General features: G+C 47.0%; 20 protein-coding genes and 1 pseudogene. 20 read left to right on the top strand and 1 reads right to left on the bottom strand.

Annotation, left to right across the window (positions count from 1 at the left end):
• The first annotated feature begins 37 nt into the window (after window positions 1–37).
• The 10 genes and pseudogenes from PHE24_04190 to PHE24_04145 all read left to right on the top strand — a co-directional run bounded on the left by PHE24_04190 (window position 38) and on the right by PHE24_04145 (window position 15,955).
• Window positions 38–2,119: an ATP-binding protein gene (locus PHE24_04190; GenBank protein MDD4902312.1), complete on the top strand. Its 2,082-nt coding sequence runs from the start codon at window positions 38–40 to the stop codon at window positions 2,117–2,119.
• A gap of 29 nt (window positions 2,120–2,148) precedes the next feature.
• The gene (locus PHE24_04185; protein MDD4902311.1) at window positions 2,149–2,571 is read left to right on the top strand and encodes a response regulator; all 423 of its coding nucleotides are present in this window, start codon (window positions 2,149–2,151) and stop codon (window positions 2,569–2,571) included.
• Between the two features lie 327 nt (window positions 2,572–2,898).
• Window positions 2,899–6,240: a hypothetical protein gene (locus PHE24_04180; GenBank protein ID MDD4902310.1), complete on the top strand. Its 3,342-nt coding sequence runs from the start codon at window positions 2,899–2,901 to the stop codon at window positions 6,238–6,240.
• 538 nt (window positions 6,241–6,778) lie between these two features.
• Entirely contained in the window at window positions 6,779–7,435 is a 657-nt protein-coding gene (locus tag PHE24_04175; GenBank protein MDD4902309.1) for a hypothetical protein, read from the top strand.
• A gap of 64 nt (window positions 7,436–7,499) precedes the next feature.
• Complete coding sequence (locus PHE24_04170) at window positions 7,500–9,677, top strand: FecR domain-containing protein (GenBank protein ID MDD4902308.1); 2,178 nt, start codon at window positions 7,500–7,502, stop codon at window positions 9,675–9,677.
• A gap of 521 nt (window positions 9,678–10,198) precedes the next feature.
• Window positions 10,199–11,470: pseudogene (locus PHE24_04165) on the top strand (3-isopropylmalate dehydratase large subunit).
• A complete protein-coding gene (locus PHE24_04160) occupies window positions 11,456–12,154 on the top strand; it encodes a 3-isopropylmalate dehydratase small subunit (GenBank protein MDD4902307.1) in 699 nt (232 codons plus the stop codon). Before PHE24_04165 ends, PHE24_04160 begins: the two are co-directional and overlap by 15 nt.
• A gap of 56 nt (window positions 12,155–12,210) precedes the next feature.
• Window positions 12,211–13,368 (top strand): isocitrate/isopropylmalate family dehydrogenase, encoded by a 1,158-nt coding sequence (locus tag PHE24_04155; protein ID MDD4902306.1) that lies wholly within the window; start codon window positions 12,211–12,213, stop codon window positions 13,366–13,368.
• Between the two features lie 144 nt (window positions 13,369–13,512).
• Window positions 13,513–14,913, top strand: a complete 1,401-nt coding sequence (locus PHE24_04150; protein ID MDD4902305.1) for a hypothetical protein — start codon at window positions 13,513–13,515, stop codon at window positions 14,911–14,913.
• Between the two features lie 76 nt (window positions 14,914–14,989).
• Complete coding sequence (locus PHE24_04145) at window positions 14,990–15,955, top strand: phosphotransferase (GenBank protein ID MDD4902304.1); 966 nt, start codon at window positions 14,990–14,992, stop codon at window positions 15,953–15,955.
• Between the two features lie 172 nt (window positions 15,956–16,127).
• On the opposite strand, the gene PHE24_04140 is transcribed toward PHE24_04145, so the two are convergent.
• The gene (locus PHE24_04140; GenBank protein MDD4902303.1) at window positions 16,128–17,216 is read right to left on the bottom strand and encodes a hypothetical protein; all 1,089 of its coding nucleotides are present in this window, start codon (window positions 17,214–17,216) and stop codon (window positions 16,128–16,130) included.
• A gap of 90 nt (window positions 17,217–17,306) precedes the next feature.
• On the opposite strand from PHE24_04140, the gene PHE24_04135 reads away from it, so the two are divergent.
• The 10 genes from PHE24_04135 (at window position 17,307) to PHE24_04090 (ending at window position 24,158) form a co-directional block, all read left to right on the top strand.
• On the top strand, window positions 17,307–18,323 hold the full coding sequence (locus tag PHE24_04135; GenBank protein MDD4902302.1) for a hypothetical protein: 1,017 nt from the start codon (window positions 17,307–17,309) through the stop codon (window positions 18,321–18,323).
• 18 nt (window positions 18,324–18,341) lie between these two features.
• On the top strand, window positions 18,342–19,376 hold the full coding sequence (locus PHE24_04130; protein ID MDD4902301.1) for a hypothetical protein: 1,035 nt from the start codon (window positions 18,342–18,344) through the stop codon (window positions 19,374–19,376).
• A gap of 45 nt (window positions 19,377–19,421) precedes the next feature.
• Window positions 19,422–19,742 carry an MscL family protein gene (locus tag PHE24_04125; GenBank protein MDD4902300.1) on the top strand — a complete coding sequence of 107 codons (321 nt, stop codon included), beginning with the start codon at window positions 19,422–19,424 and terminating at the stop codon, window positions 19,740–19,742.
• A 42-nt stretch (window positions 19,743–19,784) separates the two neighbouring features.
• Window positions 19,785–19,967: a hypothetical protein gene (locus PHE24_04120; GenBank protein ID MDD4902299.1), complete on the top strand. Its 183-nt coding sequence runs from the start codon at window positions 19,785–19,787 to the stop codon at window positions 19,965–19,967.
• A gap of 240 nt (window positions 19,968–20,207) precedes the next feature.
• Entirely contained in the window at window positions 20,208–21,086 is an 879-nt protein-coding gene (locus PHE24_04115) for a hypothetical protein (protein ID MDD4902298.1), read from the top strand.
• Between the two features lie 212 nt (window positions 21,087–21,298).
• A complete protein-coding gene (locus tag PHE24_04110) occupies window positions 21,299–21,898 on the top strand; it encodes a hypothetical protein (GenBank protein ID MDD4902297.1) in 600 nt (199 codons plus the stop codon).
• Window positions 21,899–22,032: 134 nt separating this feature from the next.
• Complete coding sequence (locus PHE24_04105) at window positions 22,033–22,338, top strand: DUF1294 domain-containing protein (protein MDD4902296.1); 306 nt, start codon at window positions 22,033–22,035, stop codon at window positions 22,336–22,338.
• Complete coding sequence (locus PHE24_04100) at window positions 22,335–22,970, top strand: hypothetical protein (protein ID MDD4902295.1); 636 nt, start codon at window positions 22,335–22,337, stop codon at window positions 22,968–22,970. The genes PHE24_04105 and PHE24_04100 overlap by 4 nt, the downstream gene beginning before the upstream one ends.
• 117 nt (window positions 22,971–23,087) lie before the next feature.
• Window positions 23,088–23,501: a bacteriohemerythrin gene (locus tag PHE24_04095; protein MDD4902294.1), complete on the top strand. Its 414-nt coding sequence runs from the start codon at window positions 23,088–23,090 to the stop codon at window positions 23,499–23,501.
• Window positions 23,502–23,585: 84 nt separating this feature from the next.
• Window positions 23,586–24,158 carry a YbhB/YbcL family Raf kinase inhibitor-like protein gene (locus PHE24_04090; GenBank protein MDD4902293.1) on the top strand — a complete coding sequence of 191 codons (573 nt, stop codon included), beginning with the start codon at window positions 23,586–23,588 and terminating at the stop codon, window positions 24,156–24,158.
• Window positions 24,159–24,214: the final 56 nt, after the last annotated feature.

Genomic DNA, 24,214 nt, shown 5'->3' with positions numbered 1-24,214 from the left:
AATTGCTGGAAGTTATAAGCACCTTAAGCAGAAAAAGATGAAAATCAGAACAAAAGCTTATATTTTATTTGTGATTTTTATAACAGCTGTTATCGCGCTGTTCTGCGTTTTTTATTTTAATTCGCGGCAAATCGCTAAAGTTGTCGAAAGCAATAACGATGTTGTTAATATCGGGGACGCGATAGCCGAATTAAGAATGCAGACATTCAATTATGTTTTGTATCGTTCCGAAAACTCAAAACAGCAATGGCTAGCCGCGGAAGAACTTTTGATAAAATTATTATCCCCCGAAGAGCATCTTAAGCATAAACATAGCGAAACGGAGCACGCCTTATTAGACCAGATGTGGTTAGATGCTTCGGATCTGGGCGATTTGTTTTCTCAATTAACTCAAAAAGGGATTTCCCAAGAATTGGAAACGCAAATATCTTCTCGAATAATAACTAAAAGCAGCAAAGTGATGCTTTTAACATCTCAATTGTTCAAATTTGCCAACAAACGTATTGTTGATACCCAAAAAACAGCCGACTATCTAAGAATTTTTTTTCTAACCCTGCTTCTGGCGGCGACTTTATCAATGATTTATAGTATCTTCAACTCAGTTTTGAAACCGCTTGCTAACTTGCATCGCGGCACGGAAAAAATCGAACAAGGAGATTTAGATTTTAAAGTGGGGATAAAATCCAAAGACGAAATAGGCCAGTTAGCAAGATCCTTTGACAAAATGGCAGAAAGCATTAAAAAATCCCAGGCAAGGGTAAGCGCATTTGCCGATATCACCAAAAAGAATCTTAGCAGTTTAATTCCGGTTTTGCAGAAAATATCAATGGGCGATTTTTCAGAAAACATAGCAATTCCCGAAAAAGAAGATGAATTTACCGAGCTTTTTGTGGCGCTGAACCTGATGTTTGATGATTTGAAAGAATTGAGCGCTGACGCGGAAAAGCAAAAGCAGGATTTGGAAAACGCGAATAAAGCCGCTCAAAACGTCCTTGAGGATTTGCAAGCTGAGAAGGAAAAACTCGCTGAAATCACCGCTAAAGACGAGGCAATTTTGGCCAGCATCGCTGATGGATGCATTGTCGTCAACCAGAAGGGTGAAATTGTTTTGATCAACCGGATGGCCCAAAAAATGCTTGGCTACACGAGCAAAGAATCGATCGGCAGGCAGTGGCATGAAATTTTACACCGCCAAGACGAAGGCGGAAATCCGATCTTGCCGGAGAAAGGAGCTATCCGCGCGGCACTTGCAACGACAACAACTACCGCCACCATCACCTCTTATTATTATTTAAGAAAAGACGGAACAAGGTTTCCCGTATCAAGGACAGTATCCCCCGTAACTTCTCAAGGGAAAGTAATCGGGGCAGTAAATGTTTTCCGGGATATAACTCGTGAAAAAGAAATTGACAAAATAAAAAGCGAATTTGTTTCGATCGCTTCGCATCAATTGCGCACGCCCCTGACCGGCATCCAATGGCTGACGGAATTGCTGCAAAAAGAAAAGCTGACCGATAAGGGGCAGGAATATCTAAATGATATTGAAACAAGCGGTCAGCGCCTTAATAAGCTGGTTGAACTTCTGTTGAATACTTCGCGCATTCAAGCCGGGAAAGTCAGCATCTCTCCGCAATTTGTCGATGTGGTGGATTTTACCAAGAAATTAATTGATGGTTTAGCCCCTCTCTGTAGAAAAAAAAGATTGTCTTTTGGTTTTGCTTCTGATGAGAAAGAAATAATAGCCATGACCGATGTTGGCGCGTTTCAGAACATCGCGCAAGCTATTTTTTCCAATGCCATTGAGTACACTCCTCAGGGCGGTAAAGTAGGGGTAAAGATAGAAAAACAGAGCGAGACGTTTTTATTGACTATCAGCGATAACGGTATCGGGATTCCCCAAAAAGATCAGGGGCGCATGTTTCAGGAGTTTGCGCGAGCGAGCAACGCGGGGCGCCTTAAAGCCGTGGGAATGGGATTGGGGCTTTGGATCGCCAAGCAAGCGACCGAACTTCTCGGCGGAAAAATCTGGTTTAAATCCGAAGAAAACAAAGGAACCACCTTTTTCATCGAGCTTCCCCTGGAATCAAAGCCCGTTAAAGGAGCGAAACAATTCACCTGACATATTATTTATTATTAATTTATCGCAGTATGAATAAAACAAAAATTGTCTTGATTGAAGATGATAAAATCCTCGCCAAAATTTTACGCGCCGTATTTTCAAAGGCGGGGTTCGGGGTGGCGCAGGAGGAAAACGGCGAGCTGGGCTTGGCTGTCGTGAGGAAAGAAATGCCCGCTCTCGTCTTGCTTGATTTGATGTTGCCGGGGAAAGACGGGTTTTGGGTTCTGGAAGAAATGGCGGAAAAAGAAGAATTTAAAAAAATTCCCGTCATTGTTTTGACTAATTTGGGGCAGAAAGCCGACTATGAAAAAGCGATGAAGCTCGGAGCAAGGGAATATATTGTCAAATCGCAGCACACCGTAGCGGAGATTGTGGATAAAATTAAAAATTTTTTCGCGAAAGAGGGTTGTCTGGAGCAGAAGCAGCCGGAAGCCGGAAATAAATCAAAGTAGAAAAAATTAAATCAAAATAAAGAGTTGCCCCGGCACTATCCGCCTCTGGCGGAGTTGCGGGGTAATTTTTTTTGCGCAGGCGCGGATACAGGGGCGTCTCGATTATCAATACCGCGTTTCTGGCTGCCCGGGGGCATGGCGCTTCGCTATTCAAATCGCCGACCCGGAAGATTTCAACGGGTGTTTTAGATGAAAAAACGCTTTTAAAATGATTTCTTAACCAGTCTTTACAAATATTTAAATTTTTGCTAAGGTCGAATATCAAACTATTCAAGCCTTCCCCGGTGTTTTCAACAAATAATATATTTATTTACTAAGTTAATAAATATGAGAATGAAATCACTCTTACTCACAGCTGTTCTGGCAACAGCTTTTTTGTGTTTTGGCGGTGTGGCCAATGCTCAAGCCGCCGACGTCAACAGTGCGACGCTCTTAGAGGAAACTTTAACAAATTCTTCATGCCTGGGCCGAGCGAGTTTATCGTTTCCAATCCATGTTGATCCGGGAACGACTTTTGTGATCGGACATCTGCAAGTTCAGGGATTCGGTTTGTATCAGCCGACTTTGTCGAACGGAGAACCGATTCACACCGAATTGATCAATGGCAGAGCCTGGTACTTTTATTTCCCGGTGAATGTGTCTTCCGGCGCAGGTGAAGATATTACGATAGATTTTCTTTATAAAGAAGGAAATGTTTGTGCCTGGGCCGTGCAAGTTTTTGGCCTATCTTCTCCCGCCGGTCAGCTGGACTTGATAGCGACCTCCAGCCAGACGGCTTATCAAAATCCGGTTATTACCGAGAATCCTTCCGGCAGTGTTAATAATTTTTATTTCTGGGACGTTTTTAACAAGAACGGAATCGAACCAACTTCATTGGTCAATGATAACGCTTTGCCGATCGGCCAGGGAACCGAAGCCTTGCTCAACTATGATGGACGAAACGTTTCTTGGCAAAGATCTTTTTATGCCGATCAGGACAGTGTGCAAAATTTCACCGTGCCAAATCTGGTCGGTGTCACGATGAACTGGGATTTTGAAAATTATCTTTATCATTGGAGCTTCAATGTTCAACTGGCGGATATCAATCCGACTCTTTCCGATTTTGGTCAGTTTGAATTTTACGGGACGCCGATCGCTAGTGCCGCGAGCACCACGGAAAATACCATCATGTTTCAAGGAACGCCTAATAGCCCCGTAGGCAATCAGGTCCAATTGCAAATTGAATTGCAACTCTCTTCTGCCGCGTTTACCGACGTTCCTAATGCGACCAGCAGTTTTGTCCCTTCCGGCCGGCTTATTTCGATCATTAAATCAGATTTGGCAATCGGCCAATATCACTGGCAGGCAAGAGCGGTGGATTCGCAGGGTAATGCTTCCGTCTGGCAAACCATGAGCAGCCCGGCGGCTAATATTGATTTTGCGATCATCCCTTATCCTCTGGCGCCATATCCTTATGGTTTTCAGTTTGCAAATTATGGCATTGACACGAGTACTATTCCCGTGAGCGATCTGGTTGATAGACATTACGTCTTCGATAGAGCGTTTGATTTTTCCTCCTTGCCTAATAAATACCACCAGTTTTTGTATAACACGGCCTACAGATATTATACTGATGATTTAGGGGGAGGCGACTGCTATGGTTTTTCTTTAATCTCTGCCTATGCTTATCAATCCCCGGATTACTTTGAAAATAATTTTTCTCCTTTTGCGGCTGAACTTTCTGAGGTCAATGGATTGCCGTGGAACTTGGCTGCCCCAACATTGACGTCGGCTGGTTATTATTATGCTGGAGCCATTGAATCCAGGCCGGTGCTGGCGGCAATTATGAGTATTCAGCTGCAACAGTTCGGCGATGCGTCGCAAAAAGCAATAAAAAATTCCCCGAAAAAATATCAGGATATCCTCAGTGAATTGAACACCAATCTTTCGGCCAAGACGCCTAATACGCCGGGGACTCAACTGTATCTTCTGAATATTATTTCTAAGGCTGAGTCAAGGGCACATACGGTTTTGCCCTATCGCGTTGAAGGTAATAAAATTTATATTTACGATCCAAATGATCCGGCCGCAAGTTCAGGCAGAGAAGGATCTGCTTTTAATGCCTATGTCAGTATTGATTCTGACAAATCGGCCACCTTGCACAGTTCTGGGACAGAGATGATCATCAGTTCCCTGCGAATTGAATCGGTAAAAGATCTTTATAACGGAGGGAAGCTTCCTGGTTTAAATTTATCTAAAGTTTTCGTGGTAGGGGGCAAACTTCTCCTTAAAGATACTTGGGATAATATGTCGGGTTTTTTCAACGGCCAGGTTTATGATCAAATTTTTGGGTTGCTACCGATTTTACCGGCTAAAGATGATAGTGGAGCCGGTCAATTTATACCAACAGGGTACATGATCGATACCGATGTTCCGTTAGAAATGATCGTGCAGGGTGACGGCAGCGGGCTTTTTAACCTTACCTCGGTAAGAGAAAACTATCTTGTCAATGTTTCGGGAATCACTTCCGGGCCGGGTAGTACCGATACTTTTAATTTCACTTCCAGTTCCGTCCAAGCCGTTATTTCCGCCGTTGACGCCGGCCGGCCTTTCAGTGTATTTTTGGACAATATCGGCGACGGCCAAGATCATGTCTTTACGGCCACGACCACGCCGGAAGCTAATGCGACCTACACCTACTCGGTTGATTGGAATGCTCTTGACCAGGGCCAGAATGGTGTTACCTTAAAAATTGATTTTGACGATGGCACGCCCTCGCATACTGTCGAGGTAGGCGCCAGTTTTGCCGATGATACCGCGCCCGTGACCACGCCGGCTGTAACCGGCACGCTTGGCCAAAACTCTTGGTATATTTCAGATGCCCAGGTTTCTTTAAGCGCCATTGATAACCTAGGCGGCGTTGGCGTGGAAGCGACGAAATACTCAATTGATAATGGCTCTTGGCAAACTTACGATGCGCAATCACCAATTAATATTAGCGCCGAAGGAACGCACAGTCTCCAATATTTTTCCACTGATTATTTTGGTAACGAGGAAGCAATCGCCACTTTGCTCATCAATATAGACAAGACCGCTCCTGAAGCTAAAATAGCAGTTGACTTAATTACCAGGGCCATCGCGGTCGAGGGCGTCGATCAAATCGCCAAAACCACGGTAACGAAGGATAGCCAGGGAAACTATGTAATTACCGATGAAGCCGGCCACATGACTAAGCTTGGCTTCCGAAAGGCATTTGGCTCTGACAACAAGAATTTGTTTTTTCAGGAAATCAATCCGCTTGCCTCGCCGGTAATATCATGGGACGCGCAAGGTAATTGTAAATTTAACGATGAAGACGGTCATAGCTCAAGATTTATTTACGAAAAGAAATCCAAATCGGATCAAACGACCTATGCCCAACTGATCAGCATTCAATACGACGGCGGTCCGGTTATCAAGCTGCCCATAGCTCATTTCTTTTATGTCTGGAACAAGCAAAGCGAGGTCCTCTCGAGTCAGACAGTCTATGTGAACAAAAGCTTTTTCGTCCAAGCTTTTTATGATAGCCAAGCTAACCAGACTACTACCTATCTTAAACAGAAAGGTTCGGCCATGAGCATTAAAAAGTTTCCGGGATTGGAAATAATTCAAATTTTGACGAATAAGGGCGTGTTGGGGTATCAACTCTAAATTCTAATCTTTCCTTAAACAGATTATAATATTTCCCGGACAGCGATAAATAAAAATATCGGCATCAGCCGGTATTTTTATTATCAAGCGAAGCGAGCGAAATAATCCCGCGCCTCGCGGCGATTATTTCCGAGCGAGCGCAGATAAGATTGGTTATCAAGCGAAGCGAGCGAAATAATCCCGCGCCTCGCGGCGATTATTTCCGAGCGAGCGCAGATAAGATTGGTTATCAAGCGAAGCGAGCGAAATAATCCCGCGCCTCGCAGGGATTATTTCCGAGCGAGCGATGATAAATACCTCGTCCGGCGGCACGCGAGGATACCTTTTAGAAAAGATGGGTGCAGGACTTGCCCTGCGGTTGATACCATTCATTTTGATATTTTTTAAAAAGATTATCGCCACTGTGAGCCGAATCTATTTGATAGGCGCAAATTTTTTCCAGCTTTTATAATCTTGGTTTTAATGTCATTCGTAATGCGGAGCTGCGGCTTGCCGCTCGCTTTTTCAAGCCGGCGATTTTTTGCTATAATAAAAGCATATGAAAAGCAAGATATTAATTATTTTGGCGCTATTCAGCCTGGCTCTCTCCGGTTGTTCTTTGTTTCCGCCCAACGAGCAAAAATCTTCAATTTCCGCCCAAATAAATCAGGCGCTTAATGCTGGCGCCGCGATCAAAGAAATTGCTAATCCCAATCTGAAAATTCCGGCCGATATCAATGCCGGTCAAATTGCCAAGTATTTTCAAATCGGCAATGTTCTGTTCGCTCTGGTTCTGCGCAATTCGATGAACGTTGTTTTATCAACGCCTTCCGGCTTTACCCCGTCGTTCGCGGGCATTCTGATCGCCAAACAGGGAGATAAGCAATGGATCAAATTAACCGAGATTAAAGATTCGAAAGTTACGGACAAAAATAATCCTTATTATCTCCTGGTTGATAATAAAAAATTACTGCTGACCGTGGTTGACCAAAATGGCGCGGGATCGGGAGAGGGGATGATGAAAGTTTTTGCCTGGTCAGCGGCAAATGATTGGCAATTGGCCGGCTGTTATTATTTTGGTTCCAGCTTCAGCGATCAATCGACTGACGGCGATTATTTCGCCTGGTCAACGAAATTTTCAGAACAGGAAGCGCGGCCGATCGAAGCTTGCGATAATGTCCGATTGATTTCCGTAGCGAACAGCTTAAGTCAATAAAAACTTCAATGTTTATTTGAGGATTTTTATAAAGTAAATCGATAAGCAATTTAAATATAAAAATATGCCAACAAACAAGCAAGATTTTTTTTCGCCAAGAGCAATGATCGGCAAGACTGCCGGTCTGGCCGCCACGCTGATAGTTTTCGCGGTGGTAGCGTCGCTGACAAGTTTTTTGTTCACCGGCCGCGCCAGCGCGCAAACCCTCAATCAGTATGCTTCGCCCCGGATAGCCTGCCAGGTCTTTCGCGGTCAGGGAGGCTTTACTATTATCAGGGATTTAGACAACGATTGCCTGGTGAGCAATGGCACTGCTCCGGCGATCCTTTACACTCATCTTTTTAATTCGAGCGGTAATTTTTGTTTGGAAGTTACCGGCCCCCAAGGACTTATTACCCGGCAATGCGCGCCGATCACGCAAGCAGGCGCAGCGCAGCAAACACAACAAACGCAACAAACAAAGCAAACACAACAAACACAACAGACAAAGCAAACGCAGCAGACAAAGCAAACACAAGATACTGCCCCCAAACTTGTTACGCCCCCTTCTTTTCAGCTTAAAGAGCTTCAGTATGACACTTTGCCCCATGGCAAGCAGATCCAATCCGGCGATAACGAGCGGATTGAAATTACCATGCCTGACGGTTCGGTGATTCAGCTTGATGCCAATTCTACCTTTACTCCGGTTTCCGATGATGAAGTGCAGAGCGTTTTTGGCCGGTATAGATATATGTGGCAGCCATTTCATGATGGGAAATGCATTGTCGGGCAAAACTTGGTTAGAAAAAATTGCCGCACAGTCACGACTCGCGACGCGATTTTAGGAGTCACGGGCACGGAATTTTTAGTGGACACGGATAAATTAGGAACTACCGTCAGGGTTCTGGAAGGATTATTGGCTGTCGCTGACTTGAAAGGCAAAAATATAGTTCAAGTTGCCAAGGGCCAGTTCACTTATATCAAACATGGCGGCCTGCCGACTGATCCCACGTCATTTGATCCGTCTAAACTTGACCGCTGGTGGGAGAAGAAAACTCCCGAGCAAACGGCGGTAATTTGGCTGGAAATAATCGGCGGCTTCATCGCTTTTATCATTATCCTGTCTTTGATCACGAGAAAAAGAAAACAAAAAAAAGCAGTTGGCGGAAATCTTTCCTTTACCTCCGAGTCTGGCATGGCAAGCATGATAGGGGATCACGCCGCAAGTTTCGATGCTCAGGATATTTTTCCCGTTGTCTTCCCTGTCGAAGCGATCAATATCCGGGCCTATAAGGACGCCGAAGAATACCTTGCCGGCTTCAAGACTTTTGACTTTGACTACACTAATAAGACGAATCCGCTCTTAGAAAAAGAACTCTTCGGGCAATTGGAAAAAGTGTTGCAGAGACAGGGGTTGATCCGCGTCAAAAATGATCCGCAAATCCTCATTAGTATGGATTTCTTTATCGGCAAGAAGGAACAATACACGCCGCCGACCACGGTTACCAGCACGAAAGTGGATTATGTTTGGAACGCCGGCATGATCGGCTGGAACTTCGGCGGATTCTCTTCGGCAGTGCCGATCACCAGCTCCAGCACTACGCCCGGCTACACCACCGTCAGCTATTACAGCAATATCCGGCTCAACTTTTTAAACCACGCCGAGCTGATGAAGGGCGTGAAATTGAAAACCCCGCCCTTGATCTGGATCGGCGAAGCGGATAGCGAAGGGCCTGATTCGGATATCCGCGGGATTGCGCCGGTGATATTCGGCGAGCTGGCGAGAGAGTTTTCCGCCCCATCAGCCAACGCCGCGAAACGGCATATCTGCCGTGTTCGCTACGGGGGGCTGGGACTTGGGTTTGATCCGACAGACTGGAGTGTCATCAATTATGTCGAACCATATTCGGTAGCGGCGGAAGAGGGCATAAAAGCCGGGGATGTTTTGAAAAAAATCAATGGCGAGCGTGTTATCAATTTGCCCGCCCTCGGTCATCGGTACTTAAAAAACCCGAAACTCTATCGTCCCCGGGATCCTTATTTCCAGCATGTCCTGGCTAACCGCGGCGACTCGGAGGTGGAATTGGTGATCCGCTCGGCGGAAACGGGAAAAAAGCTTACTTATAAAATAAGACCTCGCAGCGAGAGTGGCTATCTGCATGTCAATATCAACCCGCTGCGGAAAATTGCCCGGGGCAACGTTGTCGGAGTGCTATTTTTAATAATCATCATCGTAATAATTTTCCTCTACTTCATGAAATAATCCGCTGTTAGTTTCAGCGGTTCGGACATGGAACCGAAAAGTTCCTGCTACTTCAAGGTATTATTTGATAATATTCCGGCAACATGTTAAGATGAGGATTATTCACTAAATTTTTTATATGGCGACAAGATTAAACGCGATCGGCACCAGGAAAAAATCGCACTCTCATAAAACCAAGAAGCGTCTGGAAATCAAACGCTTGATGCTGGAGAAAAAAGCGGCTAGGAAAAAGAAATAAAATTTTATCGATTAAGAACACCGCCTCGCGCGGTGTTTTTGGTTTGCGCTTGGATCAGGCAATCGATATGCCGAGGGCTGGAGGATGAGACTTGTCTGCCTGACCCTAAAGGCCGCTGGTGGCGCAGACAGACGGCCTCGGAAGCCGGTATAATCGACCTTGACATTTTTTGTCTTTTCTCTTAAGATTTAACGATAAAATTGACACTGAACCGGTGAATATTTTATTGTTTTTTGAAAACTAAACAGGCTTTAAAAAGCCAAAACCAAAGAGGAGGAGCAAGATGGGCAAGACAATGTTTGCCAAGATTATCGCGCGTCATTTGGTCAGGAAATTTGCCGACGGCGGAATGGCGCTTAAGCTGGACTGGGTCTGGTGCCATGAAATCACCACGCCCAACGCAATTCTTGATATGAGGGAGCGCGGCATTGACGTGGTTTTTAATCCGAACAAGATTAAGGCCATGATCGATCATGTCAATCCGGCCAAAGACACGGCCTCGGCCATCCAGGGAAAGATTACCCGCGACTGGAGTCGTGAGCACGGCATCGAATTTCTTGATGTCGGGCGCAACGGCGTCTGTCACGCGGTTATTCCGGAAAAAGGCTGGATCAGCCCGGGCGATATCGGGATCATGGGCGACAGCCATACCTGCACGCACGGCGCTTTCGGCGCTTTCACGGCCGGTGTGGGCACGACCGAAGTGGAGAACGGGCTTATCACCGGACTTTGGATATGTCCGCCGCAAAAGGTCATTCGCGTCAACTTCAATGGCGTCTTGCCGGAGAACGTGTTTGCCAAAGATCTCATTCTGACGCTCATCAACAAGATCGGCGTCAAGGGCGCGACCAACGCGGTGCTGGAATTCGGCGGCATTGTCATCAGCGAGATGAGCATGGACGGGAGGATGACCATTGCCAATATGGCCGTGGAAGCCGGAGCGACTTCGGGAATGATGATGGTTGATGATAAGACGATCAATTATCTCTGGCCCGCCTTGAGCAGAAAAATTAATTCACCCCGGAAGGCGATCGATGAGATGCTCGAACTGAATAGCGATAGCGATGCAGAATATTATCGTGTTATTGATATCGATGTCTCCGATCTGCTTCCGGCGATTACCTACGGGTATTCACCCGGCGAAGTGGATGCGGTCTCGAGGTTCTCGGGTAAGAAAGTCGATCAGGTTTATATCGGTTCCTGCACCAACGGGCGAATCTCGGATTTGCGGATGGCGGCCGGCATCATAAAAATGTCCGGCGGCATGATTTCTGACAAAGTTCGCTGCGTGGTGGTTCCGGCAACCCAGCATATTTATGAACAGGCGCTCAAAGAGGGTTTGATCGAGATATTCGCGAAAGCCGGATGTTATGTCTCCGGACCGACTTGCGGCGCTTGTCTCGGGATGAGCTGCGGAGTAATCGCTCCGGGCGAAGTGTGCGTTTCCACGACCAATCGCAATTTTCCCGGCCGCATGGGCAGGGACGGAATGGTTCATCTGGCCTCTCCGGCTACGGCGGCTATCACCGCCGTCAAGGGAGTGATCACTGAGCCTGACCATGATTTCTGCGGAAGGGTCGCCAACAGCATTTTGGCGGACGATGGCGTTGCCCATCCCACTAGTTGGAAGAACGGAACAAAGGTTGAAAAACCGGACTATGCCAAGCTGCGCGCGCGCATTGTCAGCGGCAAAGCCGGGGATTTTTCCGGAACAGCGTTTTACCTTCCCAAGAATAATGTCGATACTGATCAGATCATTCCGGCCAAATACTTGAATCAAACCGACAAGGCGAAATTCGGCGAGCATTGTCTGGAAGACGCGGTGATTCCGGTCAAAGACCGGCCCAAACTTTACCAGTCGCGGATTTTGGTGGCTGGTGAAAATTTCGGCTGCGGCTCATCAAGAGAGCACGCGCCATGGGCTTTGGAAGCGGCCGGGATCAGGTGCGTGATCGCGCCGAGTTTTGCCCGCATTTTCGAGAATAACATGATTGCCAACGGGCTTCTTTGTGTTGTTCTGCCGAAAGAAAAGGTCGATGAGCTTTTTAAGAAAAGGCCCCCGAAGATCGCGGTCTGTCTCGAAGAAGGAGAAATAAGCTGGGATATAACGATGTCGGGTTCAAAAGCAAGGGCAAAATTTCCCGTTTCCGACTACCAGAAAGAGCTGATCAGAAACGGCGGCAGCGTCGGTTATATGATCAATCTTGCCAGCGAACTCGTGGGGGAAGGAAAACTCTAAAATCAAGCGGCGCCCGGATCTGTTTCGGGTGCCGCCTCAACTTAAGGGAGAAATTCATGAGGGAAAAAAGAATCGCCCTGGTAACCGGCGATGGATCGGGTCCGGAAATGATGGCGGCCGCTTGCGCGATCGTCATCAAAGCCGCCAGATTAGACGGCGTCGAGATTATTTTCGAAGAAACGCCGATGGGCTGGAATGCCTACGAAAAATTCGGCGACACCCTGCCGCAAGAATCTTTCAACCGGGCGGTCGAGATCGGAACGATCTTTTTCGGTGGCGTGGGTGATCCGAAATTCGACAGCACGATCGGCGTGGAAAAACCGGAGATGAAACCGGAGGCCAGATGCCTGCTGGCTCTGCGGCAAAAGATGGGGCTGCTCCTCAATTTTCGGCCGATGATCTACGTCAAAGCCTTGGCCCACCTGGCCAACGTGAAAGCGGAGACCATTCCGGAACAGGGAGTAGAACAGGTCTTCATTCGTTTTCTGCTCGAGGACAGCTATTTCGGCACGGCCGATCTGGCGGAAAAAATCGACGAGAAAACGCGCGGCATGCTCGGCATCAAAGCGAAAAAGGATGTTACGGGTACGGAAGAAATGGTCACTGACATTTCCTATTATCGCTGGCAGTCGATTCATAAGTATATCTCGGCGGCGTTCAAGTATGCCCGGGATAAGAATCTGCCGCTGATTTCCGTGGACAAAGCTAACGTGATGGCGCGCTATGATTTCTGGCGCAAGATCGTCACCGCCGTCGGGAAAAAGGATTTTCCCGAAGTACAGCTTTCCCATCAGTATGTGGATTCGGCCAACGCTTTGCTGTTCACGCCGGCCAAACTGCACGGGGTGATCGCTTGCGGCAATGAACACGGCGACATCCTCTCGGACGGCGCGGCGGCCGCTCTCGGGAGTATGGGCATGATGTGTTCGTCAGCCATTAACCCTGATACCGGCGCGGCAATGTTCGAAAGCGGCGCCGGAACAGCGCCGACGCTTAAAGGAAGGGACGAGGCCAATCCGCTCGGACGGATCCTGGCCGGAGCAATGATGCTTCGGCACATCGGCGCCAAACAGGGCGCGGTGGCGATCGAGTCATCAGTGACTTGCTCGCTCAGGGATGGATTCAGAACACCTGATCTTTACACGTCCAATATCACCGGGGATATACTTCTCGGCACCAAAGCGATGGGGGAGTTGATCCTGTCGTATCTGTAAACCACAACATCAAATAGAAAGTCAGAGGCGCTACCCTTCGGGATAGCGCCTTATTTTTATAATTTCAGGGGAGTTGCATTATTGGCCGATTAGTAAGATAATCAATGAAAGCGGAAAAAAGTTAAAATTAACGATTTAACCATTATGTTTTTATCAAAAATGAAAAAAGCGGTATTTGTCCTGTTTTTAGCCCTTTTAATGTCGAGTGCGGTCATTTTTGGCCGGCCGGTTTGCGCCGCGGCCAGCTATATTTGGAGTGATAACTTTGATGATGGTAAAACTTTGGCTGAAAAATATCAGGACGTGAGCACGAACGGCTTTTCGGTTTCTTCCGACGATGCTTTGAGCGGCCAATATTCGCTCAAGCAGATTTATAGCGTAAAGCAGGTCGATGCCGGCTGGGCGGCTCGCGTCAATAATGATGGCTTTCCCGATCACGTCTTCATGAGCTGGTCGCATAAATTCGAACAAGGTTTCCAGGGCTTTCCGCCTAAGATGGCGCGCATCCGCTATCGTCCCCGCAGCGGATCAAATGCCTGGCAGACCAGATTCGCTGTCCATACCTGGATCGAAACTGACGGCGAGGTTGTGCTTGATGTGGTGGCGCCTGATAGCACGCAGGCCAATGATGTGGGCTGGCTGCCAATCGCTTTTTCTGGCTTTACTTTCGCTGATCCGGCCAATATCGGCCGCTGGGTGAATTTTGAAATGGAAGTTAAATTAAATACTCCCGGCGCGAAAGATGGCTTATATCGCCTTTGGATTGATGGCAAATTGGTAGTGGAAAGAACCGGAGTTGATCTGCGCGGCAGCACTAATTATAAATGGAACGAGGCGATGCTGGATACTTATTGGAACGGCGGTTCGCCCAAAGTGCAGAGCCGATATTATGATGACTTTATAATTTCAACCGAACGCGTTGGATCGTCTGGCGCGGTTTCTGCTCCGAAGGAAAATGAAAATCTTTTTGGCGCTGATAAGACTACCGTGGAAAATATTTCCCTGGCGGAAGCCGGCGAAGTGTTTTCCCGAACCACGGCCATCTCATTGCCGCCGGTGGCCAAAAATATTTTCGACAAAGTTATCGGCGCGATAAAAAGCGCGGTTAGCGATGCTGATCGGGCGAGGATAAGTTATTTTATCCAAAGCGGCACTAAAACCACTCAATTCCTTGGCGCCGGTGAAAGGGGAGGAGCGGTTAGTTCGTTCGCTTCGGCCTTTTCCCGCCTGCCGCAAACAGCGGCTGACTGGCAGGACGTGATAAAAATCGGCAATGGGCGCTGGCCGACCCAGCGCAGCGCGGCCGCCGAAGCGCAAGCCAAGATTAAATTCAAAAAAGTCTATCTCCGCGAGCCGAATATGGCCAGCGTTAAGGATAATGCCGCTGTCACCATTATGACTTACGGCTTAAGGCCGGCTCAGCGGAATATGGCTTCGGAGCAGCAAGCGATCAGGATATTTAAAAATATTTACGGCTATAATCCCGCCCTGGCGCGGGATTGGGACGCGGTAAGAGCGATCGCTTACAGCGGCGCAACCAGATAAGGATCCTTCGGTTTGTGTTATAATTTCAGCATAGCAAGCCGATATTTTTAATCCTGAACAATCGAATTTAATATTTATGATAAAATACTATACCCCGAGAGAATATCAGATGATTGCGGACAGGTATGGCTTGGGAAAAATAAATCGAATTTCTTACCTTTATCTGGGCTATGGCGGATCGGCAAAAGTTGCCGTCGTCACTCCTTTGGGAAAATTTGTCATTTCCAAAAATATAATAGCAAGCGGAAAGGGGATCGTGGGGAAATCAAAAGAAGGGCTGCAATACGAGATCGATATGCTCAAAACCGTGGAGGGAATGCCCGTGCCATCATTTTTGCGATCAAAGCGAAAAACATTCATTGAAAAATTCCGCGGCGGGCTGGTAACCGTCTATCGTTTTCTCCCCGGCAAGCCGCCCCGGAAAATCACTCCGGCCATGGCTTACCAACTCGGCGAATTTTTCGGGGAGTTCCATAAACGAAGCCATAAATTCAAGAAAGATTTGGCAGCCAGGAGAAAATATTACGATCTAAATCCGGCGGTGATGGAGAAAATGCGCCCCGGCGCCCATAGACAAAAAAATGCTATTTTAAAGAAAGCCGTCGAGATCGTCGAGCAGGGCGTAAAAGATAATTATCCCCCGGCAGAAATACCCGCGGGGCCGATCCACGTTGATCCGTATTCCCGCAATGAACTTTTTCAAGGGAATAAATTGTCGGGCATAATCGATTTTGGTAATTTTTATCTCGGGCCGCTGATGATCGATGTGGGCAAGATCATCATGTGGAATTGCTGCCCTGGGAAAAAATTGGACAAGCGTCTTTTGAAAAAATTCATCGGCGGCTATAAGCGCAAAAGAAAATTCAGCGGAAGAGAGAGCGCCTACCTGAAAAAAGCGATCCTTTACGCGATCTATAGCCATATCTGGGTTGATCTGTATCATGTGCCCATAAAATATGTTCCGGAAAGTTACGCTTTATTTTTGGTTAAAAATTTTTTGCCGGTTGCCCGGCAGATCGAAAGATCCGGCGCCGACTTATAAAAACTCCAACTTTTTTTACTCAATTTTTATATTTTTCCGATCCGGAGTTCTAGGCGCATTCTTAATTGGGAAGTATCAAAATTAAAATACAGGCCGATGCCTGTATTTTTTGTTTACTGGCGGATAATTGACTATGGTTAAATCGCTCAGGCTATAAGTTTAGCAAATAGTTCTATTGGCAGTTCGTTCTCGTATCCGTGGGGCCGCATTTCTGGCAAGTTTGGTAAGTAGTCCGGCATTGATTTCGATCAGTGCCGTTATAGTTATAAGTTTTTTGATAGCCGGAATTCTGGCAGCCGGAGCAGCTGGTAAAATAAACAGTTTGTTTAGTCGTACCGGTTGTGCCGCCGGTGGTTTTATTGACACAGCTGTAACTTGAGCAGAGTCCGCCCGCGCCCCAGGTGCATTTTTGTGTGCTGGCGCAATAGAAGCATTGCCCCAGATTGGCAGTGCGCGCCGCGTCGCTGCCGGCTGAACTGTAATCGCATTGCCCGCACAGAACTGATCCGGTCTTGGCCGGGCAAGATTTTTGGAAAGTGACAACACAGCTGGCGCGAGTCAGCATCGGCATTACGTCCATGCCATTGTATTGATTTTTCGGCACGCCGTAGTCGCCGCCGGTATTAACCGGTACGGGATTTTGCGGCACATAGGCGCCGATCGCTCCGGTAAAGATCATTTTCAGAAGACCTTTTTCGGTCGTTCCATCGGCAAAATTCGCGGTAAAGGGCAATAAGCATTCTTTGCTGGCGTTATAAATCGTTCCGGAAAAACATTGGAAATAATTTTCGTTTTTGTAGGCGGTAAGCAGCTGCGTGGCCGTACTGTCAAAAGTTATTTTATCGCCCAAAGCGCTGATTTTAGAGTTAAGATTACCCGGAGATAGGACGCCCAGCGTCAGCATATCGGTCGGCAGGCGGCTGGCTTGAGTGGGAAAAGTACCGCAAAGGGTTTGTTCCAAATTTTTTTCCCCTTGGATCAAGGCGGCGCTGGCAATCGAGACTATTTGCGCGCCACCGGCCGGAGTCGCGGCCGGAGTCGCGGGAGTCGTGACCGGGGTCGTAGGTGTTTTAACAGGAGTAGTTGCCGTTTTAGCGGTAGTTTTCGCCGGAGTTTTGGCTGGGGCCTGGGTTTTTTGAACTGAAGCAGCTGCGGGAGTACTGGTTGCGGCTTGTTCGCTGACATTGTCCGCACAGCCGCTCATGATCATCGCGGCAGCGATTAAAAATGCGCCAAAAATCATTAAAATTTTACTCTTCATAAAATTTGGAGGTTAATTTATATGACAAAATTATAGCACAAATGAAAAAAATATGGTATAATATAAGCAAATAATTATTTTAAAAAATTTATGGCCCACAAATCTAAAATAGTTTTAATTGTTGTCCTGGTAATCGCAATCGCAATTATCGCGGCGGCGATCTGGCTGATTCCCAAGCCGATAATTTTACCAACCCCATCTCCGTCTTCGTCCTTGATTGTTAAAAATCCCGCGCTGCCAAGTTATTGCTATGCCGAACCGGCGCTGGTCGATCCCTGGGGCCGCGATCCGAAATATGATGTTAATAAATTGCCCGCGAGCAAAATGGTCGTTAAACTCGCCTCCGTCGGAGAAAAGCCGGGGGTGCGGCCCGATCTTGGTTTGACCGAGCAACGGAATTTTTCCGTCTATTTGGAACGGCCGGATCTGGGATTAAAACAAGAAAATTGTCTTAACCCGGCCGGAACTATTTACACCTCGGATCTTATTGCCGGCTTGCAACCAAAAAGAATGGTCTTTGATTATGATTCTCCTGACTCGCCGATCAGCAGCGCCCGCGACGCCGGCAATGGCTGCGACTATCTTTACTTTCCGCATAGTTGCGTAATGAATCTTACTGCCACTTCGGCGCCGATCCAGGTTTTGATGAAAGTGGCATTTCAGGATGGAACTTTTGCCGAGCAAATGATCGCCATTCCCTTTGCGGGCAAGCTGGCTGATCCGTCGATCTTCGAACCCAAGGCGATGCCTAAGAACGGCGATAAATTCGCCTTGCGCTTTAAAGACGTGGGCGCGGATATTTATCAGATCAGGGTCGAGGTTTGCCATCCTTATGAAAACAATGGCATTAATCCCTGTCTTAAAGGCTGGGTGATTTATTTGAATAAAGAAAAAGGAAAAATAGTTCTGGACAGAACTGACCGGGACGTCAATGGTCTTAAAATTTCCACCGCTGACGGAGCGGTAGTTTTGCAGTCTGATCAGCCTTTTGACATTGCCGCCGATGACAATAAAGTAAGATACACGATTACGGCCGATAAGAGCGGCCAGATCGCGGACGGCGTCGGTACCACCATTGAATCAAATTTTAGCATTACTTATCCTTAATTAATAAGTGATAATTTTATGATCAAGAAAATATTAAAAATCATTCTTTGGATCGTCGGTATCGTGGTAATCTTGTTCATCGGCTTGATGATCGCGGTATCAGTCTGGCCCAAGGAGGGAGGAGAAATTAAAACCGCTCAGCATGATTTCAGGATGGCGAATTGCGGGATGGCCGCTACCGGGGAAATTCCCGGCTTTGCCATTCCGGCGGCAACTACCACCCCGCAAAAATATGAAATGTTTTTTTATCGCCTTTCGTTTGGCGACCAAGTTCCGGTAGCCAAGCCGAAAGTTCAAGTGCCGGGCATTGCCGGCGAATTCGATCTGAAAGGAATCGGTTCGTGCCAAATCTTTAAGCCTGGCACGACGACAATTTCGTATAGCGATCGCTATGCGCCGGAAGCGGGGAAACTTCCGCTTTCAGATATCGATAGCAAAATCGACGACTACTACCTATCGTTGAGCCGGGTGGCTAATAGTTATTGGACGAACGATCAAACTTATGCGGCAAAGAATAATGCCAATGATTTTTTTGACCAATTTTTATACCTTACCGAGCCGGGGTTCAAGCCCTTTTATCATCAGCTCAACCCGGATTTTTGGAAATGGATCGAAAAGATAACCGGCCGGAGATTGGCAGTGACGGCAGCCGATGAGTTACTATACTCATCCAAATCAAGTTACGGGCTCTGCAGCCGTCCCGACGGCGCTGATGGCGGATGTTATACGGAATTGTATTTATATCGCGGCGGAGAATTCATCGAGAAATCCGGGTTTTTGATCTATAGCAGCACCAGTTCCCGCGGTATAAGATCTGAAGAACCGATAATCGACAGGCAATTGGGTGAAAATTTTGCCAATCTGGTCGCGCAAAAGATTAAAGATGCCGGTTTGATGGAAAAGGATTGCCCGCTGGGGTTGATTATGGACGCTGGCTGGGATTACGAGATAAATCTTAACGGCGTCACGAAAATATTTCGCAATCCGCCTTCGGAGTGTAAGGACGAATTCGACAAAATTGATAAATTGATCGAGGGCTGGCTGCCGTTTTGAAGGGCGGTCTGATTTTTCTGATCATTAATTTAAGGTAAAAAATATATGAAAGGATTTTTAAATTTCATCCGCGAACAAGGCGTCGTCGGCCTGGCGGTCGGCTTCATCCTGGGTGGCGCGATCTCCAAAGTGGTGACGGCGCTGGTCAGTGATATCATTAACCCGCTGATCGGCCTGGCCTTGGGTTCGGCCAAGGGGCTGGACGCGGCGGCGATCAATCTTGGTTCGGCCAAGATCCTTTACGGGGATCTGATCGGCGTCTGCATCGATTTCATCGTCATCGCCCTGGTGGTTTATTTCGGCGTGAAATTGATCGGCTTGGACAAGCTGGACAAGAAGAAAGAACCGCCCGCGCCGCAACAGTAGATCTGCCGGGCGGGCTTGGTTATAAATTTTTGATGATCTAGTATGACTGCGTTAAAAGCCGTCCGCTATTTAGTGATCGGCGGAGATATGATTTATATTCTTTGGATCTTGTATAATGGCCTGAACGAAGGATGGCGCGATATCGCTTCCGTGCAGGCCGTGGTTTTGCTCGGGCTGATCATTCTCCTCGGACTCAATATCATCCTGATCTATCGTCGAAGTTAGTTGCTGGATTTATCGGTTAAAATTTTTTGTTTGACAGCCCATTCCAAATGTGCTATTATGGTGTTAACAATATGAAAAGCGAAATACTGACAATCAATTCAATGCATCATGGCCACTCTTTTTCGATTGGGAAAGAGCTGTGTTTAAGCGCGTAAAAATATTTTTTTACCTCCTTCAATATAACTCCTTCCCAATCGGGAAGGAGTTTTTTGTTCTTTAACATTAACAAGGGAGGTTCGGATGAAGAGGACCAGCCAGCTGGGCAGTCTGGGCGCGCCGACCGGCAGTTTGGAAGTTAAAACGGCGGAGCTGCTCGGGAAAGTCGGATTTCTATGGAAAATTTTCGGCCGCAAGTTTAAGGTAAGATTAAAGTCCAATCCGTTTCTGCGCCAATTGATTTTTCTCCGGCCGCAGGAGATACCGGGACAAGTTAAGAGCGGAGAGCTCGATATCGGTATCTGCGGCTGGGATTGCGTAGTGGAGGCGGGTTTGGAAAAAGAATTGCGCGTCGTGGTTGAATTGCCTTTTGCGCGCAAGTCCAAATCACCGGCCAGAGTGGCGCTATTCGGCAAACAGAAAAAATTCATCGATGAAAAACGGATCAAGGTGAAAACCGAATATCGGTACGCGGCCGATTTGATTTTCACCAAAGCGCAAAAGGAATTTTCTTATGGCGGCACCGAAGCCCTGGTTGCTTACTGCGGCTATGATTACGGGATCGGCGTCGTGGAAAGCGGCCAGAGCATTAAGGATAATAATTTAGTTATTGTCAGGGAATTGTTCGTGTCGCCGGTAGTCTTGATTGCCAAAGCCGATTTGTCGCCGGAGAAAACCAGACAAGTCGGGTTGTTGGGGAAAATGCTTCAGGGCGCTTTTTTGGCGGAAGAGAAGAAATTACTCAAGTTCAATATTCTCAACCCGGCCGATCTCCCCCGAATCGAAGCTGAAAAATTCTGGCTCGAGCGCCTGACTTTGAGCCAGCTTGACGGCGGAGGGTTGGCGGCCGAAGCGCTGATCAGAAAAAGCGAGGTGGTAAAAATCATCGCTCGCTTAAGCGGCATCGGCGCATCCGGCATCATCGTTCAAGCCGTTGATTTCTTTCTTCCATCCGTTCCTTGATTAGTTCTTTAATCCGCAGTTTTCTAATCCGCCAGCCGGCGGAAGGGGACTGCGGCTTTATTTTGTAAAATTATTGGTATTTAGGTTGAAAATACTTTGGGAGGTGTTGACAAAAAATTTAATTTGTGATAAGTTATTTTTTCGTTGATCTTTTTGAATTTTTATTAAATGTTTTTTGGCGCATTCAACCACCTTTAAGCGAAGGAGCGGGTATGGATTTTTTCAAAGCAATTCTGGGGAAAGCGGCGCGGATGCTGGAAGCTATCAAAGGAGCACGGCGTGAACGGCGCATGGATTATGTCGGGGAAATGCAAGGGACGATAATGGCGCGGGTGCTGGAAACTATGGAAAAAGGAGTTTTCGCGGAGGCACCGACTGAATCTGTCGCGGAAAATGAAACCACAATCGGCAAGCTTACGAGCTATGAAAAAGCTCTCTATACGGTAAGAAACGCTATTGCCAAGGAAAACAACGCCTTGGCGGAAAAAGCCGACATCATTGATTTGCCGGCCGCCAAAAAAATATTAAGCCGAAACAGACAGGAGCATAAAATACTTGATAAACTTTTCTGGGACAGTGTCGAGGTTCGGATCGGTGAAGCGGCACAAAAGGAAGGGCTGATCATCGGCATCCGCAGCGGATATGAAGTCGTGAGCTTCAATCCGCTGGAAGGCCTGTCCAATTTACTCGGTTTGCTGGAAGCACTATCGGGCCCGCTCGAGATGCATAATCCGCCGTCGAGTTACTCCCACAATTGCGCTAAATGCTCTGCCTACGATGATTGCACTCTGCCGTTCAAAAAGCCCAGATAGCAGGACGACCAGCGACAACATTTGAACAGCGGTGAATTTCCCATGGAAATTCACCGCTTTTTTTGATATTTTTTGCTCAGGCAGAATTCTGCAAGGCGGCGGACAACAGTTCGATCTTATGGTAAAATTAAATCATGGATATAACAATCTTCTATTTTCTAATTTTTCTGGTCTTCATCAACCTTGTTTCCTTTGCCGTGATGGTTTTGGATAAGAATTTTGCCGTTGCCGGGCAATGGCGGGTGAGCGAGGGCCTGCTGTTTTTCCTGGCCATTTTTTTCGGCGGGCTGGGGATTTATTTAGGCATGGTAACTTTCCATCACAAAACCAGAAAGTGGTATTTTTATTTCGGCATTCCTTTGATCTTGCTTCAGAATTTTTGCAGCTTGGTTTTGCTTTATCAGATCATTAAAGGAACCTGCTTATTCATCCGGCCATGAAAAATTCCTTGGGATTAACTGAAGGGGAGGCGAGTATTTTGAAAAAACTGAATACTCCGGTCAAAATTCAGGATTTTTTGGATACGCTGCCGCGCAATCACGAGAAGAACGGCGACACTTGCTGGTCGCCGCGGCGAGTCTTGCGGGAAAGGAAAGCGCATTGCATCGAGAGCGCGTTTTTGGCGGCCACGGCGCTTTGGTTAGCCGGGAAAAAGCCGCTGGTGATGGACTTTAAAGCGACGGGCGGCGACACCGATCACGTTATCGCTTTATATAAAATTAACGGTTATTGGGGAGCAATCAGCAAGACCAACAGTTTGGGTTTGCGTTTCCGCGATCCGGTTTATCGGACGACGCGCGAGCTGGCTATGTCCTATTTTAACGAATATCTTCACGATCTGACGCACCAAAAGACTTTGCGCAGCTTTTCCGGGCCAATTAACTTAAAAAGATTTGGTTGGCAATGGATTACGGCGGAAAAAAATTTATTTGCGATCGCCGGCGCGATCGACAATGCCCGCCATTTTCCGGTGGCGCCCCGAAAAAATCTTCGCCTGCTCCGGCCGGCCGACAAGATGGAACGGAAAGGCAACCGGCTCAAGGAATGGCAAAAGAGCGATCCGCGCACCTGATCTTAAAGTAAAATATTATAAATAATGGCGGAAATAAGCCATTATTTTTTGGTATAAAAATGATAAAAAATAGAGTATAATTAATTAAGGAAATAATCCTTAATTATTCATAAATCTATGCCTTTGATAATGTGGAATGAAAATTATTCGGTCGGTGTCAAAGAGATCGACCAACAGCACCAACAGATGATCGGCATCATCAACCGGCTGTATGAGATGGTGGAAAATAAAAATTTCAACGATGCGGTCGTTAGTGATATTTTAACGGAGCTCGTCGAATACGCCGATTATCATTTTTCCACCGAAGAAAAATATTTTCGCGAGTTTGATTATCCGAAGACCGAGAGCCACGTCGAAATGCATAACGACTATCGCGCCAGAGCCGGAGAGATGAAAGAGGATTACGAGGCCGGGAAAAAGAATGAAGTTTTGCTCGACTTGGGCAATTTTCTCAATGGCTGGTGGACTTGGCACATCAATAATACCGATAAAGAATATACCGAGTGTTTTCACCAGCACGGCTTGCGTTAACGGATCAGAGCAAAGTATTTTCTAAAAATACAGGTGTTTGGCCTGCATTTTTTGGTTTAGCCGGTTTTGCTGTATAATAATAGAATGAAAAAGATCTTACTTATTTTGGCGATTTTGGCGTTAGCCGGCTGCGCGACAAGCGCGCCGAAAGCAAAGACTTTTTATCAAAGCTATGAAGCCACGGGCACGCCGCCGATGATTGCCAACAAAATTTATATGAATATTATCAGTCCGGATTTTATTAATGGCGATTTTTTACCTGCCGATCTATCCTGCCAGGGAGAGGGGAGAGCGCCGCTTTTGCAAATAGCCAATGTGCCGACCAGCACCGCATCGCTCGCTTTGGTCGTCGACGATCCCGACGCCCCGGCCGGAGTTTTTACCCATTGGCTGGTTTGGAATATCAGCGCCGCGGCCAAAACGATCGATGCTAAAAATCTGCCTTCTGGCGCGGTGGTCGGCGCTAATTCGGGCGGGACGAACAAATATTTCCCTCCTTGTCCGCCTTCCGGCGTTCATCATTATTATTATCGCCTTTACGCTTTGGACGAAAAATTAAAGTTACCGGCCAAGACCAATATGAAAAATTTGCTTAAAGCCATGACCGGCCATATTCTTGACGAAGCGGTATTAATGGGAAAATATCAGAAAAAATAAAAGGCATTAAATCGCAGGGCAGGCACTCTCCCCATCTTTTCTAATAGGTAACTCCG

The sequence above is a fragment of the Patescibacteria group bacterium genome, from assembly GCA_028707065.1.
Lineage (GTDB): Bacteria > Patescibacteriota > Patescibacteriia > Patescibacteriales > WJLG01 > JAQTUZ01.
The sequence above is the reverse complement of the archived record's forward strand: the minus strand, read 5'-3'. Positions and strand labels throughout refer to the sequence as shown.

Bases quoted from the DNA above. Each gene is read 5' to 3' on its own strand.
- PHE24_04125 (MDD4902300.1), top strand. From the start codon at position 19,422: ATGAAAGGATTTTTAAATTTCATCCGCGAACAAGGCGTCGTCGGCCTG.
- PHE24_04115 (MDD4902298.1), top strand. From the start codon at position 20,208: ATGAAGAGGACCAGCCAGCTGGGCAGTCTGGGCGCGCCGACCGGCAGT.
- PHE24_04155 (MDD4902306.1), top strand. From the start codon at position 12,211: ATGAGGGAAAAAAGAATCGCCCTGGTAACCGGCGATGGATCGGGTCCG.
- PHE24_04135 (MDD4902302.1), top strand. From the start codon at position 17,307: ATGGCCCACAAATCTAAAATAGTTTTAATTGTTGTCCTGGTAATCGCA.
- PHE24_04140 (MDD4902303.1), bottom strand. From the start codon at position 17,216: ATGAAGAGTAAAATTTTAATGATTTTTGGCGCATTTTTAATCGCTGCC.
- PHE24_04145 (MDD4902304.1), top strand. From the start codon at position 14,990: ATGATAAAATACTATACCCCGAGAGAATATCAGATGATTGCGGACAGG.
- PHE24_04095 (MDD4902294.1), top strand. From the start codon at position 23,088: ATGCCTTTGATAATGTGGAATGAAAATTATTCGGTCGGTGTCAAAGAG.
- PHE24_04185 (MDD4902311.1), top strand. From the start codon at position 2,149: ATGAATAAAACAAAAATTGTCTTGATTGAAGATGATAAAATCCTCGCC.
- PHE24_04100 (MDD4902295.1), top strand. From the start codon at position 22,335: ATGAAAAATTCCTTGGGATTAACTGAAGGGGAGGCGAGTATTTTGAAA.
- PHE24_04170 (MDD4902308.1), top strand. From the start codon at position 7,500: ATGCCAACAAACAAGCAAGATTTTTTTTCGCCAAGAGCAATGATCGGC.
- PHE24_04175 (MDD4902309.1), top strand. From the start codon at position 6,779: ATGAAAAGCAAGATATTAATTATTTTGGCGCTATTCAGCCTGGCTCTC.
- PHE24_04105 (MDD4902296.1), top strand. From the start codon at position 22,033: ATGGATATAACAATCTTCTATTTTCTAATTTTTCTGGTCTTCATCAAC.
- PHE24_04090 (MDD4902293.1), top strand. From the start codon at position 23,586: ATGAAAAAGATCTTACTTATTTTGGCGATTTTGGCGTTAGCCGGCTGC.
- PHE24_04190 (MDD4902312.1), top strand. From the start codon at position 38: ATGAAAATCAGAACAAAAGCTTATATTTTATTTGTGATTTTTATAACA.
- PHE24_04110 (MDD4902297.1), top strand. From the start codon at position 21,299: ATGGATTTTTTCAAAGCAATTCTGGGGAAAGCGGCGCGGATGCTGGAA.
- PHE24_04130 (MDD4902301.1), top strand. From the start codon at position 18,342: ATGATCAAGAAAATATTAAAAATCATTCTTTGGATCGTCGGTATCGTG.
- PHE24_04150 (MDD4902305.1), top strand. From the start codon at position 13,513: ATGTTTTTATCAAAAATGAAAAAAGCGGTATTTGTCCTGTTTTTAGCC.
- PHE24_04180 (MDD4902310.1), top strand. From the start codon at position 2,899: ATGAGAATGAAATCACTCTTACTCACAGCTGTTCTGGCAACAGCTTTT.
- PHE24_04120 (MDD4902299.1), top strand. From the start codon at position 19,785: ATGACTGCGTTAAAAGCCGTCCGCTATTTAGTGATCGGCGGAGATATG.